Source organism: Rhodomicrobium lacus (genome assembly GCF_003992725.1).
GTDB lineage: Bacteria > Pseudomonadota > Alphaproteobacteria > Rhizobiales > Rhodomicrobiaceae > Rhodomicrobium > Rhodomicrobium lacus.
The window spans coordinates 1,154,603-1,171,507 of record NZ_RZNF01000012.1 but is presented as its reverse complement, the minus strand read 5'-3'; the positions used below and the strand labels follow the sequence as shown (position 1 = coordinate 1,171,507).

Here is a 16,905-nt window from a genome sequence, read left to right as displayed (position 1 = left end):
GGGCTCGAAATCGTTTGGTTCGTGCGCGCCTTTCCGGCACGCTGGCGAAAAACGAAGCGAGGATGCCGATGTCGTTCGAGACCGAAGCCGAAAAGAAACTGATCGTAGCGCTGGATTTCCCGTATGCGGAAGAAGCCGCAGCTTTCTGGCACAGGCTTGCCCTGCCGCATGCGGTGGCGAAAATCGGCCTTGAGCTTCTGATGACGGCGGACGGCGTGGCGCTCGTGAAGCGGCTTGCGGGCGCCGGCGCGAGCGTCTTCGTCGACGCCAAACTTTACGACATCGCCGCCACGGTCGAGCGCGCGACAGCGCGCGTTGCTGCGCTCGGCGCGGCGTTTCTCACCGTGCACGCGCAGGACGACGCGACCGTCGCGGCGGCAGTGCGCGGAGCGGCGGGGTCGCCGCTCAAGCTGCTCGGCATCAGCCTGCTTACGAACGCCCGGCCGGAAAGTCTCGCCGATCAGGGGATAACGCTATCCGCCAGCGACCTCGTGCTCACCCGCGCGGGCTTTGCGGCCGAGGCGGGCTTTCACGGCATCGTCTCATCGGCGCTGGAGGCGCGCGCGCTGAAAGACGCCTTCGGCTCGCGGCTTGCGGTCGTGACCCCCGGCATTCGCCCGGCAAGCGCGAGCGTGGCGGGCGACGATCAGGCGCGCACGGCGACACCTGCCGAAGCCATCGCCGCGGGCGCGGATTATATCGTCGTCGGCCGCCCGATCACCCGCGCCGCCGATCCGAATGCTGCCGCCCGTGCCATCGTCGCGGAGATCGCGGGCGCTTCATAGCGCGTCCACGATGCTGGAAACTTCGTCGTAGTCGCGGGCGATGAAGGTCGCGCCCGCCGCGACGAGAGCCGCCCCATGGTCCGGCGGCAGATGCGATGCGGCGAGAAGCCCGATCACGCGCATGCCAGCGGCAAGCGCCGCGCGCACGCCGCTGGCGCTGTCCTCGATCACAAGCGCGTCGCAAGGCTCCACGCCTTCCTCGCTTGCCGCCTTCAGGAAAATATCGGGGAACGGCTTGCCGCGCGCTACGGTCTCGGCGCTGTAGATGCCGCACGGAAAGCGGTCGGCGAGGCCCATCACGCGCAGGCACAGGGCGATGCGGCGCGGCGAACTCGACGACGCGATGCAGCGCCGCATGTCCGCATGGCGCGCGATGAAATCGGCAACGCCGGGTATGGGGCGCAGCGAGCGCTCGAACAGCGCGAAGGTGCGGCGCTCAAGCTCGGGCAGGAAGTCCGGCAGCGGGCGGCCAGCGAGCGCCTCCATGGTGGCCACCTCGTCGGACGCGCGCTTGCCGACGAACAGCTTCGCGGCCTCCTGCCATGTCATGGGCGCGCCGAGGTCGCCCGCATAGGCGGCAAGCGCCTCGCAGGCGAGCACCTCGCTGTCGGCGATGACGCCGTCGAAGTCGAAGATGAGGAGGCGCGGCGTGGATTGCGCCGCCACTAATCCAGATCCTCGACCTTGACGGGGCCGCCGCCATGGACGCGCTGCGCCAACGCCGCTTCGATGAACGCGGTCAGGTCGCCATCGAGCACGCCAGCCGGGTTCGTGTTCACGATGCCGGTGCGCAGATCCTTAACCATCTGATAGGGCTGAAGCACATAGGAGCGGATCTGATGGCCCCAGCCGATGTCGGTCTTCGACGCGGCGGCGGCATGCGCGGCATCCTCGCGCTTCTTCAGTTCCATCTCGTAGAGGCGCGCTTTCAGCATGTTCCACGCGGTGGCGCGGTTCTTGTGCTGCGAACGCTCCATCTGGCACTGCACCACGATGCCGGTGGGCACGTGTGTGATGCGCACCGCGCTGTCGGTGGTGTTGACGTGCTGGCCGCCTGCGCCGCTCGCGCGATAGGTGTCGATGCGGCAGTCGCTTTCGTTCACCGCGATGTCGATGGTGTCATCCACGACCGGATAGACCCAGACCGACGCGAAGCTCGTATGGCGGCGCGCGTTGGAGTCGTAGGGCGAGATGCGCACGAGGCGATGCACGCCGGACTCGGTCTTGAGCCAGCCGAAGGCGTTGGAGCCCTTCACCTGAATCGTCGCGGATTTGAGCCCGGCTTCTTCGCCCGCCGCGCTTTCGATCAGTTCGACCTTGTAGCCCTGCTCCTCGGCCCAGCGCATGTACATGCGCAGCAGCATTTCCGTCCAGTCCTGGCTCTCGGTGCCGCCCGCGCCTGCATGGACTTCGAGGAAGGTGTCGTTGCCGTCCGCTTCGCCCGAAAGCAGAGCTTCGACTTCGCGCTTCTGCACTTCGGTTTGCAGCGCCGCGAGTGAAGCCTCGGCTTCCTTGACCACTTCCTCGTCGCCTTCCTCCTCGCCGAGTTCGATGAGGCCGACCGCGTCGTCGAGGCGCGCGGCGAGCTGCGAATAGGCGGTGAGCGCGGTGTCGAGGTGCTGCCGCTCGCGCAAGAGCTTCTGCGCGCGCTGCGGATTGTCCCACAGCGTCGGGTCTTCGACGATCCCGTTCAGGCTGGCAAGGCGGGCTTTCGCTTTATCCCAGTCAAAGATACCTCCGCAGGAGCGAGAGGGACTGCTTGATTTCGTCGACGATGGCTTGTGTTTCAGGGCGCATGGAGAAGTTCCGTCTGTGAGGAGCCGAAGTGCCGCCTTGGCATCCGATCCCGGTTATTTCAAAACTGTAAAGGCGCCAGTGCTATGCGCGCTCGCAAGCCGTGAGAATAAGTTCCGACAATTGCACCGGGCAGCGCTGAGTTCCAGCCCAAAATGCCGACCCTGTCCGCGTCCAGAGAAGTGCGCCGGACGCAGATAGGATAGCAAACGGCTAGTGGAGCGAATTTGACATTTGAGCGAGAGCTCGCAGCCACCGGGACTCAAATGTCAAATTCAAAAGCTCCACTAGACTCATGATGTTCCGACATTTGCTCGCAAGCGTGCTGCAGACGGATGCAAATGTCGGAATCGGACCCCTAGTACAAGCCTCCGGGGCTGGGCGCGGTCCGGCCGTAGGGAGGCGGATAGCCGCCCACGGTGCCCGGCTGGGCAGGAGGCGTCGGTTGCGGCTGGCCCCATCCGCCGGATTGCGGCTGAGGCGGCTGTCGCCAGCCTCCGCTGCTTTCGCTCGGATAGCCTCCCTGTTGGCCGTATCCTCCTGGCTGGCCGCCGCCATAGCCTGGTTGCGGATCGCCTGCCGCGGGATAGGAGGCCGAGGCGGTCGCGTAGCCTTCCGGCGGCTCGGTGCCCGGCTTGAAGTATTCCGTGATCGCGTCGGGGTCGGCTGGATCCGTGCGCTGGCCGGTCCGCTTGTTGACGCGAACCTGCCGTATGTCCGCCGGCGTGCGGAACGGAACCGCGGGCTTGTCCTTCAGCGCCATCTTGAAGAAATCGGCAAAGATCGGCGCGGCCAACTCGCCGCCGGTTTCGCCGTGGCCCATCGGCTGCGGGTTGTCGTATCCGATGAAGATGCCCATGGCGATGTCGGGCGAGAAGCCGATGAACCACGCGTCCTTCTCGTCGTTCGTCGTGCCGGTCTTTCCGCCAAGCGGCTTCTGCACGCGCTTCCAGACGACGGAGCCGGTGCCACGCACGACGACGCCTTCGAGCATCGAAGTGATCTGATAGGCCGTCATCGGGTCGATGATTTGTGCGCGTTCGTCGGCAAGCTGCGGTTCGTCCTGGCCACTCCACGAGTCCGCGTTACACTTGTCGCAGGAGCGGTTATCGTGCCGCCAGATCGTCTGGCCCATGCGGTTCTGAATGCGGTCGATAAAGGTGTAATTGATCTTCTTGCCGCCGTTCACGAACATGCAATAGGCGGTCGTCAGCCGGATGAGCGACGTTTCGCCCGCGCCGAGCGCCATCGAAAGCAATGGCGGAAGGTCGTCATAGACGCCGAAACGGCGCGCATATTCGCTCACGATCGGCATGCCGAGATCCTGCGCGAGCCGCACGGTCATCAGGTTTCGCGACTTCTCGATACCGATCCGGAGCGGCTGTAGGCCGTGCACCTGCTTGTCGTAGTTCGATGGCTTCCATTCGCCCTGTCCGTTGCCCTGATCGACCGAGAACGCGGCGTCGTTCACCACGGACGCGGGCGTGTAGCCGTTATCGAGGGCGGCGGCGTAAACGATCGGCTTGAACGATGAACCGGGCTGCCGCCGCGCTTGCAGCGCGCGGTTGAACTGGCTTTCGGAAAAGCTGAAGCCGCCGACCATGGCGAGCACGCGGCCGGTATGCGGGTCCATCACGACGGTCGCGCCGCCAACCTGCGGCACCTGCATCAGCGACCATGCGGGCAGCGCGGTCTTGCCTTCCGCGAGTTTCGGATTGCGCTCTCGCTCCTTCATGAGGTCGATTTCGTTCGGCGGGGAAACATAGACGACATCGCCGACATTGAGGATATCGCTTACGCCGACGGGGCCTTTCGTTCTGGTTCTGACCCGCTCCAACGCCCATTTCGCACCATCGACCCCAAGCTCGACGGTCTTGCGCTCCGTTTCCAGCGTGTTGTTCGGCATGCGCCCCGGTTGCAGACCGATGACGGCCTTGTCCTTCGCGGTTTGCAGAACGACGCCGAGCCGCCAGGGATCGACGTCCGACAGCGCGGGCACCTCGGCGAGCTTTGCTCCCCAATCGCTGGCGAGGGCGAGATCGATTTTCGTGACCGGTCCGCGCCAGCCGCGCTTGCGGTCGAAGCTGACGAGCCCGGCGCGCAGGGCGGAGCGCGCCATCATCTGGAGACCCGGATCGAGGGTGGAGCGCACGGAGTAGCCGCCCGCATAGACGCTCGAATTGTCATCGGTGTCTTCGAGGCCGTACATGTCTGCGAGCGTGCGGCGAACTTCTTCGGCGAAGTACTCGGCGGCGAAGGTCGACGGGCCCACGGTGCGGGCCACCATTTCGAGCGGCTGCTTCTTGGCCTGATCGGCTTCTTCCTGCTTGATGAAGCCGAAGCGGGCCATGTTGTTCAGGATGTCGTTGCGGCGCAGGAGCGCGTCCTGAAACGCCTTGCTGCCGGGCCGCGCGGTGGTGAGCTGAAGCTTCGTCGGCTCTTTCGGCAGCGCGGCGAGATAGGCGACCTCGTGCAACTGAAGCTCGTTCAGTTCCTTGCCGAAGTAGCGGAGGCCCGCCGCTGCGACGCCATAGGAACCGCCGCCGAGATAGATCTGGTTAAGGTAAAGATCGAGGATGCGCTCCTTTGTGTAGGCGCGCTCGATGCGGACGGCGAGGATCGCTTCCTTAGCCTTGCGGAGATAGGATCGCTCGCTCGTCAGCAGGAAGTTCTTGGCCACCTGCTGGGTAATGGTGGACGCGCCTTCCTTCTTGTTCTTCGTCAGGTTGTTGTAGACGGCGCGCAGGATGCCGCGAAAATCGAGGCCGCCATGCTCCCAGAAGCTCTGGTCTTCGGCCGCGAGAAACGCGTTGATAAGCGGCTTGGGCATGACCTGAACGGGCACGTAGATACGCCGCTCCTTCGCGAACTCCGCGATCAGGCGACCGTCGCCGGCGTGCACGCGCGTAATGACCGGCGGCTTGTAATTCGCAAGCTTGTCGTAATCCGGAAGATCTTGCGAAATCGTCCAGAGGAAATAAGCCGCTCCCGCCGAGGCGGCGATGAATATGAAAACACCTGCGGTGAACGCAAACCCGAGAAAGCTCAGGAAGAGACTCCTGTGGCGCTTTTTCTTCACGGGAGGCGGCAGTACAGGCGACTTGCTTTGCATCAGTTCCACGCTTGATTATTCGGCCGTTTCCACGATCAGACCAAACAAAGCGACCGGAGGGATTCAGGCGCTGCCATCACGAGCATAACGGCATGCCCAAATTGTGACAGCATACAATCCTCGAACCGCCCGGCTAAACCACAACATCATATCCTGCACAACCGCAGGTTAACGCAGGAGGGCGCTACGGTGCGTAGCGGTGCCGGTCCGCTTTCCTACAAGGGAATATGCGCCTGCCGTTCCGCCATGAATGCGTTGACCGCCTCTCCGAGAACCGAAGAGATCGCTGTACGCCAGTCTTCCGAGATAAGGAGCTTCTCGTCGTCTTCATTGCTGAGATAACCGAGTTCGATAAGGATCGCGGGCACGCCATGCGCTTTCAGCACGCGGAAGTTTGCGGAGCGCTGTGGCCGGATGTTGAACTTCATCTTTTCCTTCATGTGGTCGATGAGGTAATGCGCGATGGCGGTCGAGCGGTTTTTTTTGAACCGGTTTTCGAGATCGTTGAGGATAGACGCGATGTCCTCGGAAAGGATCGGCGCGGTCTGCTCGCTTGCCACGCCGGCCTGAACGTCGGCCTTGTTCTCGTTCTGCGCGATGACGCTCGCCTGCTCGTCGGAGGCTTCCTCCGACAGGGTGTAGATCGTACCGCCGCGAACCTCCTTCAGCGCCTTCACGCCCAGACGCTTCGGATCGAGCGCATCGGCATGGATCGAGATGAGAAGGTCAGCCTTCGCCTTGACGGCCATTGCCGCGCGATCGTCGAGGGAAACGAACACGTCCGACGTTCGCGTCAGGAGGATGCGATAGCGAGCCGTGGCTTCGAGCTTCGCGGCAAGCTTCTTGCCGAAGTCGAAGGTGACGTCCTTTTCAGGTGTATTCGAGGCTCGGCCGATGGCTCCCGCATCGATGCCCCCGTGTCCGGGATCGATCACGATGATCGGCCGCTTGTCTCCGGCGTCCGGCTTCAAGGCGCCGCTTTGCGCCTCCTCCACCTTTGGCGGGGGCGGTGGAGCCTTCGCGGAGGCGAGGAACGATCTGTGGGTTGTGCGGGCGAGGTCGATCACGAGTCGGGCCGGAAGATCGTTCTCGGGCGGCAACAGCTCGGACTTCTCTATGAGCGCCGGTTCGGCGAGGTCGATCACGATGCGCGACTTGCCCGGCGCGAGGAGGCCCGACCGGGATGAGAAGATAAGCCCTCGCCCCTTGCCGGCGGGCACCTGAATGTCGCTCTCCGGCATGTCGATCACGATCCGGTAAGGATCGGCCATGGTGAAGATGCGGAACTCGACCGCTTTGGATATGAAGGCGACGAAGCGCGTGCGCTGGCTGTCGCCGCCAATTTGGGCGCTCACCACGATGTCCTCGGCATGCGCGGCGCTCATGAAAAGGAGGACGAGGAAAGCGCAGCACGCCGCGAAAGCCGATGAAGGTCTCAGGCCGGTTTTCATGGTTCGATGCCCCTTGCATCCCGTCCTACAGCATGGGCTCGTCCGCGTCCACTTCGGCGCCTTCGGGAAAGGCGAGACATCCCGCGATTTCACCATTTCGTTGAACGTCGCTTACGTCTTGCTTGCGGCGAAGCCAAACACAACGTATTAGAGATATGTCAATCCTGATCGATTAGGCTGACTTCCGCTTTGCTAATCCGCCTAGCAGGATCAGGGGGTGAATTTGGCAATCGTCCACGGGCATCGATTCAATATGGATCGGGCAGCACCGCGAGTGTCGAAGGCAAAGCAGCCGGGATGTTGAATCCCTGAACAATCAATCGCCACGGAATCGTGGTCTCGCCGCATCGTTTCGAGGAAGAAACGGGCCCGTCGGCGAACCGAGACTCAAACCACAATGTCAACCTCGCGCTCCGACTTGCTTGATATGAAAAATGCCGTGTCCGGCATCCAGAGCCTGTCGACCCTCTTTCTCCAGAATGGAAAAGACGGCGCTCCCAGCATTGCGCTGGTTCGAAGCGGCGAGAGCGCGATCAACAAACAGCGCGTCCGTCCGACGGGTCCGCTCGATCATGTCTCCATGATCGCGAGGCCACGCTTCGGCGCGGGCGTGCCGGGAAGCATTTGCAATGGCAAACAAGATGTTAATCGATGCCACCCACCCGGAAGAGACACGGGTGGTGGTGACGCGCGGCAATCGCGTCGAGGAATTTGACTACGAGTCGGCGTCGCGGAAGCAGCTTCGAGGCAACATCTATCTGGCCAAGGTCGCCCGTATCGAGCCTTCGCTTCAAGCGGCGTTCGTGAACTACGGCGGCAATCGCCACGGCTTTCTCGCCTTTGCGGAAATCCATCCGGATTATTATCAGATCCCGGTCGCTGTTCGCGAACAGCTCATGAAAGAAGAGGCCGCGGATCGGCAGGGGCGTTACCGCGACGCGGGCGAAAGCCGTCCAGATCGCCAATCCTCTGACAGGAAGCCGGAGGCCGAAAACGGCTTGCAGGCTTTCGCCGAAGTCGAAAGCGGCGATAGCCAGCCCGATGCGGCGGCGGCTGTCGAAGCTTCGAATGAAGACGTTCGCGCGGAATTTGCAGCGGCGGTCGATGCCGCGCCTGAAACGGCGCCGGTCGAACAGGCCGAGGCCGGCGCGCGTGCATCGGAGTCCGAAGAAAACGGTGGCGACGCACCCGGTAATGGCGGGGCGATCGCGCTCGACGCCGTGCTTCCGCCCACGCTGTACGAAGAGTTCACGGCCGCCATCGCGCGCGGCGAGGAGGCGCGCGACGAAATTCCGAGCCATCCCGACGATGTGGAAGGCGCCTCTGATTCCGAAGATGACGAGGCTGACGGCGACGAGGCGGAGGACGACGAATCGGACGACGCCGACGACGACGGCACGGACGACGCCGAGGACGCAGGCGACGAACAGCCGAAGGCAAAACACCGCTCTGCCAATGACGACTCCGGCGACGATGACAGCGGCTCATCGGACGACGGCGGTATCATCTCCGTGCCGGAGAGTGCGACGCCCGCGCCGGTCGAGGTTGTCGGCTCCGAAGACGCGCTCGAAGAACTGCCGCAGCGTCACAAGCGCCGGTGGCGTCACTACAAGATTCAGGAAGTCATCAAGCGCAACCAGATCGTTCTGATCCAGGTCGTGAAGGAAGAGCGCGGCTCGAAGGGCGCGGCGCTGACCACCTACCTGTCGCTCGCGGGCCGCTATACCGTGCTCATGCCGAACACGGCCAGCGGCGGCGGCATTTCGCGCAAGATCACCGTTCCGGCCGACCGCAAGCGTCTGAAGGAAATCGCGCAGGAACTCGAAGTGCCGGAAGGCATGGGGCTCATCATCCGCACGGCCGGTGCCTCGCGGACGAAGGCCGAAATCAAGCGCGACTTCGAATATCTGCTGCGCCTGTGGGAGAACGTCCGCGACCTCACGCTGAGGAGCACCGCGCCTTGCCTCGTCTACGAGGAAGGCGACCTCATCAAGCGCTCGATCCGCGATCTCTACAACAAGGACATCGACGAAATTCTCGTGGCGGGCGATGCCGCTCACCGCGAGGCGCGCGAATTCATGCGCATGCTCATGCCGAGCCATGCGAAGAACGTGCTGCTTTACAAGGAACCCGAGCCGATCTTCACCAAGTATGAGGTCGAGCGTCAGTTGAACCAGATGTTCAGCCCGGTGGTCACGCTGAAGTCCGGCGGCTACATCGTGCTGAACCAGACCGAAGCGCTCGTCGCCATCGACGTGAACTCCGGCCGGTCGACGCGCGAATACTCCATCGAAGACACGGCGCTGAAGACGAACCTCGAAGCCGCCGAGGAAGTCGCTCGCCAGGTGCGCCTGCGCGATCTCGCGGGCCTCATCGTCATCGACTTCATCGACATGGACGAGCGGCGCAACAACCGCTCCGTCGAACGCAGGCTGAAGGAAAGCCTGCGCCACGACCGCGCCCGCATTCAGGTCGGTCATATCAGCCATTTCGGCCTTCTGGAAATGTCGCGTCAGCGGCTGCGCCAAGGCGTTGTCGAAGTATCGACAGTGCCGTGCCCGGTCTGCCAGGGCGTCGGCCATATCCGTTCGACGGAGTCCGTTGCGCTGATGATCCTGCGTTCGATCGAGGATCACCTGCGGACGCAGGGCCCGGCCAACATCACCTTGACCGCGTCGACCGAAGCCGCGCTTTACATCCTCAACAACAAGCGCTCCTACCTCCGCGATATCGAACTTCGCTACGGCGTGACGATCGTCCTTCAGCCGGACGACAAGGCGCATGGGGCGCATTTCGTGCTCGAACGTGGTGCCGAAGCCGTGCCGCCGGTCGTGGGCGACACGCGCGTCGTTCACATGGAAACCGCCTCGCTCGCGCAGGCGGAAGATGACGAGGAAGCGGCGGCGGTGCCGTCGGCCTCGGCTCCCGCGGCTGAAGGCGAAGGCGAGAAGCGCTCATCCCGACGCAAGCGCCGCCGTCGGCGCGGCCGGGGAGAGTCCGCCTCTGATGAATCGCTTCCGAACGGCCATGCCGTCGCGCAGTCCAATGGCTCCGACGACGACGATGAAGATGACGACGATACGGACAGCGGCGTGACTGAAGCAGGGGCGCAAGCCGTTGCCGCCGCCAATGGCGAGGATATCCGGGAAAGCGCCGAAGGACGTCAGGAAGGCCAGTTCCGCCGCAACCGGCGCCGAGGCCGTCGCGGTGGCCGGCGTCACCGTGAGGACTTCGCCGGCCAGCCCGGCGAGATCCCCGGACTTGGCGAGCAGCCCGAAATCGACTTCGAGCATGGGCTTCCCGTGGGGCAATCGGGAGCGGTGGAGCCCGTTAGGGCGGAGGCCGTCGCCGAAGCTGTGCCGCAGCCGGATCAATCCACCGTGGCCGAGCCCGCCGAAGCCCCGGCAAAGGTTGAAATCGAGCCGCAGCCCGCTCAGGCCGCCTCCGGTGACGACCACGCGACCGCTGGCGAGGCCCCGGTCGAACCGGAGCCCGTGGCCGAGGTTTCGAGCGTTCAGCCTGCCGTCGAAGCAGAAGCGAAGCCCGAGCCGACCACGGACGCTGCCGCGCCTCAGACGCCGAAAGCAGACGAGGCCGAAGCCGCGCAGGCGAAGACAGACGAAGCCCCGGTCGCGGAGCAGGCGAAGCCCGAGGCCGAGATCGCCATCCTTCCGCCGCCCGCACCGGAACCCAAGCCGAAGCCCGTGCGCACCGGTCCGCCGAAAAAGGGCTGGTGGCAGCGCAGCGTAAGCTGAGAATTTACGGCGCCGCCGGCGATCGCCGATAGAAGACAACAAGATGGCCGGGATTTCTCCCGGCCATCTCGGACCTTGCTCGCAATGAGCTGCGGTCACGGCGCGATTAGTAGTGATTGCGCCAATAGCGGTCGTGGCGAAGCTCCGCGCGGTCGCGCCGCAGCTTCTGCCGCTGTTCGTGAATCTGCGCCTGCTCCTGCCGCTTCTTGTAGCCGAAGTAGCGCGCCGCGCCGTAATTGCCGTCGCGCGCGGCCTGCGCCTGCCGCCCGGCATAATAGGCGCGCTCCTGCTTGTCCTTCTGGATCTGGTGGCGATGGTGCGCGATGTGCGCCCGGTCGCTGGCGATCTGCGCGCCGTAGGGCTCGGCGGATGCGGTCTGCGCGGCGGTGATCGGCAGGGCGATGAGCGAAAGAGCGAAAAGCGCGATACGGGTCTTCATGTTGGCCTCCACAAGGTTTGCTTGACCTTATGAAAGAACCTTAAGCGATGCCGCCTGAACGGCCCCGGAACCGTGCGTTCAGACTGCGTTCAGGCTTGCGGCGATTTTGTGAGAGGTGCTTTTGCTCGATGTCTGCAGGCCCTTGAAAAACTCAATTCATCTGAGTACAGAGAAGTTTTCATGCAGGCTGCAATTATGACGCCCTTTTGCGGGTAACGCGCGCGACGCGCTAAACAAAGGCCATTGATGCCAATTAAGGAGCATCCCCGCACAGGGGCCATTTTATTGTGTGATTTTAATAGCGGCTTTCGAAAGCCAGAGATGGTCAAAAGGCGGCCGGTTGTTGTCCTCAGTCCAAAGATCGCAGCCCGACCCGGACTTTGCACCGTGGTTGCGCTTAGTAATACGGAACCATTTCCAAAGCTTTCATACCATTGTCAGATCGATATTCGGCCCCGCCTCCCGGATGGATTCAATAGTGACGGGGTCTGGGTGAAGGGAGATATGCTGAATACAGTCAGCTTTCATCGTCTTGATTTCATCCGCGTGGGGAAAGCGGAGTCTGGCAAAAGACTCTATTACTATGATGCATTAGGCGATGCCGAGATGAGGAAAGTGCGGGAATGTGTATTGAGTGGCTTGGGTTTGTCCACATTGACAAAACACTTGCCTTGACATAGATTTCATAGGTTAGCGGCGCTCGCCTAGGCGATCCGCGTCTAAGACCTCGAAAGAGGCCGTCGCAGCGTTGGACGATAACAAGTCATGTTGCGACGTTAGAAAACCCCGCGCGAGCGGGGTTTTTGTTTGCGATTTGCGTCGCCGGTTTGGAAATGCAGCCCCCGCCCGATCCGGCAGGCGGGGCGCATCACGTCGTCGTGACTACTCTGCGGCCTTGAGCGTGATCCGCTCGCCTTTGGGCGCGCCCTGGCCGAAACGCTTCTCGATGTAATCCTGCACCATCGCCATGAAGTCGTCGGCCATCGACGGGCCGCGCAGCGTCGCGACCCGCACGCCATCGACGAACACCGGCGCGGCCGGGCTCTCGCCCGTGCCCGGCAGTGAAATGCCGATGTCGGCGTGCTTCGACTCGCCCGGTCCGTTCACCACGCAGCCCATGACCGCCACATTCAGCGTTTCCACGCCCGGATAGGTCTTGCGCCACTCGGCCATGTTCTCGATCAGATGCTTCTGGATGTTCTGGCCGAGTTCCTGGAACAGCGTCGAGGTGGTGCGACCGCAGCCGGGGCACGCCGCCACGATCGGCACGAAGGTGCGGAAGCCCATCGTCTGCAGAATCTGCTGCGCAACCTCGACTTCCTTCGTGCGCGCGCCGCCCGGCTCCGGCGTCAGCGAAACGCGGATCGTATCGCCGATGCCCTTCTGAAGCAGGATGCCGAGCGCCGCCGCCGACGCGACGATGCCCTTCGACCCCATGCCCGCTTCCGTCAGCCCGAGATGCAGCGCGTTGTCGCAGCGCGAGGCGAGCAGCGTATAGACGCTGATGAGATCCTGAATCGAGCTGGTTTTCGCCGAGAGGATGATCTTGTCCTTGCCCATGCCGAGGCTCTCGGCCAGCGCCGCGCTTTTCAGCGCCGAGGTGACGATGGCTTCGTGCATGACCACGCGCGCGTCCTTCGGCTTCGCGGCGCGGGAGTTCTCGTCCATCATCGCGGTGAGTAGATCCTGGTCGAGGCTGCCCCAGTTCACGCCGATGCGCACGGGCTTGTCGTATTTGAGCGCGATTTCGATGATCTTGGCAAAGCGGTCGTCGCGGCTGTCGCGGAAGCCCACATTGCCGGGGTTGATGCGGTATTTCGAAAGCGCCTCGGCGCAGGCGGGATGATCGGCGAGGAGCCGGTGGCCGATATAGTGGAAGTCGCCCACGAGCGGCACGTCGATGCCCTGGGCGAGGAGGCGTTCGCGGATATGCGGCACGGCGGCGGCGGCTTCGTCGCGGTCCACGGTGACGCGTACGAGTTCGGACCCCGCCCGGACGAGGGCTGCGACCTGCGCGACGGTGCCGTCGACATCCGACGTGGCGGTGTTGGTCATGGATTGCACGACAACCGGCGCGCCTCCGCCCACGGTCACGCCCCCAACCTTGACTGCGGTTGTCATGTGCCTCGGTTCACGCGTGTCGCTCATGGGTCCTTCTCCGGATCGCCGGTTCTCTTTTAGACGTTCTAATAGGAGAAAACCCGCGCGAATGCCAGCGTTCGAATTGGCGCGGGGGTGTGGTGAGGTTTTGATACCGCGCCAGGGGTTAAGGATCGTCTCGACGGTCTTTTCGAGAAAAGGCGTTATTATGAAACTAGAAGTCAAGCTGAAGTGCCACGCTTTCTAATTGAGGGAGGCGGGCTAATCCGCTGACCAGCGGTACTCGAAATCAGCGGGGTTGAGCATTGTCGCCTCATTTAAGCGCTTTTTGATATCGGGACCACCGGGCATCATTGGCAGCATGCTGAGATAATTTCTGATGGCCCCGTTGATTCCAGCTAGGCAAGCCTTGGTCTTGATCCAGTTCTGCGGGCTAAAGACCCGGCGGGCGGGCTGCAGCTCATTCGCTGCCGCTTCGAGGGCCATATTGAGACTGATCCCCGCCACTTTTACAATCTCATCAACCATCGCGGTCCTGCTAGCCGCCGCGTAAGCTTTACTTGGACTAGCCACCTTTTCCGACAGACTATTTGAGATAGAAAAGCACATTTCGACTGCATAAAGGTGATGAAAAGGCGCATATGCCTTCATGGCAAGCAATGTTTCGTTAAAATTAAGCGGATTTGACTCAACCCAGGTTTTTTGCACCTCTGCCATCCACGCGTTGAGAGCGTACACATTTTCAGGTGAATAGTCCTTATTCTTGAATAGCGTATCGAAATGTTTATCGAATATTTTGGTCTCACCATAGGACAGGTTAGGGCGCTGCGAATGCCAAGCGATGAGATTCTTGGCAAAGCCGGAAAGATCAACGACCTCGCTTTTGTTCTTATCGGAGGGCGCACTTTGACCGCGTTTTGTTATAAAAAATCCTGACGGATACCGCAGCTCATAGGCTTTCTTCAGGGCCAACACACGTTTGTCGTTGCTACGAAGGTCTCTTGCCTTAACCGCGCTTTGAGAATTGGTGTAGATTGAAATTTTGTCGGCGCGGTCTCTTTGCGGTATCTCGTAAAAACGAAAAAGTATGCAAGCGTCATCAAGTTTCTTGACCGTTTCACTGCAGGATAAAATCGTATTGAGGGACTGGCATCCATTGACGACGCTCAGCCCCCTCAGCTTGAGCGTATCACCCTCAAGCTGCATCTGATTGCAGAGGGCCGTTATACCATTGTGGAAAAAGAAGAAATCAGAGCGTTTGTCACCAATGATGGTTGATCGAATGCCCTTGTTCACAGCGTTGCTGGTGCCGAGACTTTGGCGGACATTCTTTTGAAAAAGCGTACCATCCTTAATGCCTGGAAATTTAATACACTCTCTAAGAGGTAAAATCGCGATGAAGACTGGCGTTCCGGCGATTTCATGAAACATGTAACGGCTTTCCGACAATTTTAAATCGAAATTGATGCTGGGATTATCAGTCTCGATCGCATAATCGTAACGCCGTCGCAGCTCCTCCGCATCAATTACATGGATTGTCGCATCGAACTGTTCGTTCTCGCTAAGCTTCGCTAGTTCTTGCTGAAACGCTTCTAGGTCTTGCAGCGCGGCTTCCGTGAACGTGCCGGTCGTGATCAACTCAAAGGAGATCTCATACTCATCATCCAGAGCTGTTGCGACTTCGGAGAGCTTTCGCTGCAGCTTTGCATTACCATCATTCTGAAGGCGCGCTAGGTCTTTAATTCGCAGCCATGCCGATAGAACCTCTCGCAGCGGTTCAGCGTCAATAGACCCGCCTTGAATGAACTTGCCCTGGATTATGCGAACCAGCGAACGGTCGTCGTCGATAACGATGGCGTCGATCTGCTTATCCTTACCGCCATCCGTTATGTCATCCCGCGTTTCATTCATGTCGCGGAATAGGATATTGCGGAGGTACCAGGCCACAAACCGTTGCCCATCATTGGAAAATCTCTGTTGGAAAAAATTCGAGGAGATTTGGCTTTTGATGAAAGAATACATGCCCCGTTCCGACTTTGCGAATCAAAAAATAGCTTATTATACCCGAATGAAAATGGGTTGGCACCCTAATCTAATCATCCACAGCGTATCGGCGCGGTCACAGAATCATCCGCGGCATCCATCTGGCGGCTAATCCAAATTGCTCCTGAAGTCGCTGCTCGGGGCGAGCAGCTGCGCACCTCAATCGAGCAAATTTAAGAAACAGATCACCGCCCCCGCAGCGCCAGCGCGGGCGCGGCTGCGACGAAGAACAGCGCGGCCAGCGCGAGCACGATGGACGGCCCCCCCGCCGTGTCGAGCTTCAGCCGCGCGGCGCCGCATAGATCGAGACCCGTAAAGGCGGGAGCTTCGCCATCACCAACGCGCTGCGGCACGCTCCCATTCGGACGCCCGGACGTCCCAGCTCCTCTCTCTGGACACATGAATGCCGGCCCTGTGCAGCCTCGCCCATTCCGCGTCATCCGACAGAATCTTGAGCGCGCGGTCGCCCATGTCCTCGACCGAGTTGGCAACGAACCCGTCCACGCCGTCGCGTACCCGCTCCGGCAAGGCGCCGATGTCCATCGTCACCACGGGAAGGCCCGTCGCGATGGCTTCCGCGGCGGCGTTGCAGAACGTTTCTTCCTTATGTCCGGGGTAAATCATCACCCGCGCGGCACGGAAATTCTCCGCAAGCTCACTTTTGCTCACGCTGCCCTTGATCTCGATGCCGATGTTAGCCCAGTCATTGCCGGTTCCGGGGAGTTGATCGCGTGTGGGCATGTAAACGTGCAGCCGCGCCGACGGCAGACGCGGGTGAACGCGGCGGCGCCACGCTTCGATAACGAAGTTCAGATTGCGTTTCGGCTGAGACGCGAAGATCGCGATAGGAGCGGGCGGCTCCGCAAGCGGCTCGAATTTCAGGAACGCCTCCTCCACGCCGTGCTCGATCACCGTGCGGGAGCGGAAAGGGATGATGGCGTGCGTTCTCCGCGCGGAATAACGGCTCGGCACGACAAGGTGCGGGCGCACGCGCAGAACGGTCAGCAACTCGCGTCGCTTGCGAAGGCGCGCGAGGCGGAGATCGAGGTGGCCCCAGATGACGCGGCGTCTGGCGGACAGGCCGTCAAGCGCGGTGATGCTGTTGTTGCTGATGGCAATGGTGGCGGGACCGATGGCGGCGGTTTCTTCCAGCGGGAGATACGTCACTCCGTTGATTTCGTCGCAGGTGCATCGGTTGTTGTAGATCGAAGCCCGGTGACCGCGCTGTACGAGGACTTCGGCAAGCCGCATGGTAACGGCTTCGGTGCCACTCACGGCACCCCTTTCGAAGTCTCTTCCATCGTAAGGAGCCAGTTGCGCGCTGCGGATATGGATGAAAGCAAATTCAAACATCAAACGCTCCTTCCCGCTAGCGTGGGCAGCGTAAACATCGATCAGGCTGCGGGTGGCTTTTCACGGCCATGTG

Annotated in this window: 12 protein-coding genes; 3 read left to right on the top strand and 9 right to left on the bottom strand. The window is 61.6% G+C overall.

The window, feature by feature from the left end; translation table 11 throughout:
* Positions 1–68 precede the first annotated feature (68 nt).
* Positions 69–785, top strand: a complete 717-nt coding sequence (pyrF, locus tag EK416_RS14905; protein ID WP_127078843.1) for an orotidine-5'-phosphate decarboxylase — start codon at positions 69–71, stop codon at positions 783–785.
* Here pyrF and EK416_RS14900 read toward each other — a convergent pair.
* From EK416_RS14900 to EK416_RS14885, 4 genes are all read right to left on the bottom strand, one after another.
* Positions 780–1,451, bottom strand: coding sequence for an HAD family hydrolase (locus EK416_RS14900; RefSeq protein WP_127078841.1), 672 nt, complete (start codon positions 1,449–1,451; stop codon positions 780–782). The two genes, pyrF and EK416_RS14900, sit on opposite strands and share 6 nt — an antisense overlap.
* Positions 1,451–2,582 (bottom strand): peptide chain release factor 2 gene (prfB, locus tag EK416_RS14895; RefSeq protein ID WP_127078839.1). Its coding sequence is split into 2 segments (ribosomal slippage): positions 1,451–2,512 and positions 2,514–2,582, totalling 1,131 coding nucleotides; the frame shifts between segments, so codons are not numbered across the junction. The genes EK416_RS14900 and prfB overlap by 1 nt, the downstream gene beginning before the upstream one ends.
* A gap of 355 nt (positions 2,583–2,937) precedes the next feature.
* Complete coding sequence (locus EK416_RS14890) at positions 2,938–5,691, bottom strand: penicillin-binding protein 1A (protein ID WP_127079805.1); 2,754 nt, start codon at positions 5,689–5,691, stop codon at positions 2,938–2,940.
* Positions 5,692–5,906: 215 nt separating this feature from the next.
* Positions 5,907–7,142: an N-acetylmuramoyl-L-alanine amidase gene (locus EK416_RS14885; protein ID WP_164730045.1), complete on the bottom strand. Its 1,236-nt coding sequence runs from the start codon at positions 7,140–7,142 to the stop codon at positions 5,907–5,909.
* Positions 7,143–7,771: 629 nt separating this feature from the next.
* On the opposite strand from EK416_RS14885, the gene EK416_RS14880 reads away from it, so the two are divergent.
* Positions 7,772–10,897, top strand: a complete 3,126-nt coding sequence (locus tag EK416_RS14880; RefSeq protein WP_127078835.1) for an Rne/Rng family ribonuclease — start codon at positions 7,772–7,774, stop codon at positions 10,895–10,897.
* Positions 10,898–11,003: 106 nt separating this feature from the next.
* Here EK416_RS14880 and EK416_RS14875 read toward each other — a convergent pair whose 3' ends face one another.
* Positions 11,004–11,336 carry a hypothetical protein gene (locus EK416_RS14875; protein ID WP_127078833.1) on the bottom strand — a complete coding sequence of 111 codons (333 nt, stop codon included), beginning with the start codon at positions 11,334–11,336 and terminating at the stop codon, positions 11,004–11,006.
* A gap of 246 nt (positions 11,337–11,582) precedes the next feature.
* Here EK416_RS14875 and EK416_RS14870 point away from each other — a divergent pair, with 246 nt between their 5' ends.
* Positions 11,583–12,011, top strand: a complete 429-nt coding sequence (locus tag EK416_RS14870) for a type II toxin-antitoxin system PemK/MazF family toxin (protein ID WP_127078831.1) — start codon at positions 11,583–11,585, stop codon at positions 12,009–12,011.
* A gap of 207 nt (positions 12,012–12,218) precedes the next feature.
* On the opposite strand, the gene ispG is transcribed toward EK416_RS14870, so the two are convergent.
* From ispG to EK416_RS14855, 4 genes are all read right to left on the bottom strand, one after another.
* Positions 12,219–13,484 carry a flavodoxin-dependent (E)-4-hydroxy-3-methylbut-2-enyl-diphosphate synthase gene (gene ispG, locus EK416_RS14865; RefSeq protein ID WP_127078829.1) on the bottom strand — a complete coding sequence of 422 codons (1,266 nt, stop codon included), beginning with the start codon at positions 13,482–13,484 and terminating at the stop codon, positions 12,219–12,221.
* A 213-nt stretch (positions 13,485–13,697) separates the two neighbouring features.
* Positions 13,698–15,458: an AIPR family protein gene (locus tag EK416_RS14860; protein WP_127078827.1), complete on the bottom strand. Its 1,761-nt coding sequence runs from the start codon at positions 15,456–15,458 to the stop codon at positions 13,698–13,700.
* Between the two features lie 206 nt (positions 15,459–15,664).
* A complete protein-coding gene (locus EK416_RS17775; RefSeq protein WP_164729955.1) occupies positions 15,665–15,832 on the bottom strand; it encodes a hypothetical protein in 168 nt (55 codons plus the stop codon).
* Positions 15,813–16,832, bottom strand: coding sequence for a glycosyltransferase family 4 protein (locus EK416_RS14855; RefSeq protein ID WP_127078825.1), 1,020 nt, complete (start codon positions 16,830–16,832; stop codon positions 15,813–15,815). The genes EK416_RS17775 and EK416_RS14855 overlap by 20 nt, the downstream gene beginning before the upstream one ends.
* Positions 16,833–16,905: the final 73 nt, after the last annotated feature.